This window comes from Achromobacter sp. 2789STDY5608621 (genome assembly GCF_001299375.1).
In the GTDB taxonomy this organism is placed as follows: domain Bacteria; phylum Pseudomonadota; class Gammaproteobacteria; order Burkholderiales; family Burkholderiaceae_B; genus Achromobacter; species Achromobacter insuavis.
Genome location: NZ_CYTU01000110.1, coordinates 1 through 927 on the forward strand (window position 1 = coordinate 1; position 927 = coordinate 927).

The 927-nt window shown below is 68.0% G+C and carries 1 protein-coding gene; it reads right to left on the reverse strand.

The genetic code is table 11. From position 1 onward, the window contains the following. The coding region (locus AOZ53_RS33180) for a phosphate acyltransferase (protein WP_255353323.1) at window positions 1–927 on the reverse strand (927 nt) is incomplete at both ends.

Here is a 927-nt window from a genome sequence, read left to right on the forward strand (position 1 = left end):
CGTCTTGAGCAGGTTGTAGGCGATGTTGCCGGCGTCCACGTTCGGGCACACCAGCAGGTTGGCCTCGCCCTTGAGCGTCGAGGACGGCAGGATGCGCAGGCGCAGGGCTTCGTCCAGCGCGCAGTCGCCGTGCATCTCGCCATCGATCTCCAGTTCCGGCGCGGCTTCGCGCACCAGTTCCAGCGCGCGGCGCATCTTGGCGCCGGAAGCCGAGCTGCCCGAGCCGAAGTTCGAGCGCGACAGCAGCGCCACCTTCGGCGCGAGGAACATGCGGCCCACTTCGCGGGCGGCGGCGATGGTGAACTCGGCGATCTGCTCGGCGGTGGGTTCGTCGTTGACGTGCGTGTCCACCAGCACCACCGTGCGCTCGTTGAGCAGCAGGATGTTCATGGCGGCGTAGACGTTGGCGCCGGGGCGGCGGCCGATCACTTCGTCGACGAAGCGCAGGTGGTCGTGGTACGCGCCGACCGTGCCGCAGACCATGCCGTCGGCGTCGCCCAGGTGCACCATCATCGCGCCGATCAAGGTCAGGCGGCGGCGCATTTCGACGCGCGCCATTTCCTTGGTGATGCCGCGGCGGCACATCAGTTCCCAGTACGTGGTCCAGTACTGGTGGAAGCGCTCGTCGTATTCCGGGTTGGTGACCTCGACATCCTCGCCCAGGCGCAGGCGCAGGCCGAACTTCTCGATGCGCGACAGCAGCACGGCGGGACGGCCGACCAGGATCGGGCGGGCCACGCCTTCGTCGACGATGACCTGCACCGCGCGCAGCACGCGTTCGTCTTCGCCCTCGGTGAAGACGATGCGCGACTTGCCGCCGTTGCGCACGATGCGCTTGGCCGCGGAGAACAGCGGCTTCATGAAGGCGCCGGAGTGGTACACGAACTGCTGCAGCTGCTCTTCGTAGGCTTCCAGGTCGGCCAGCGG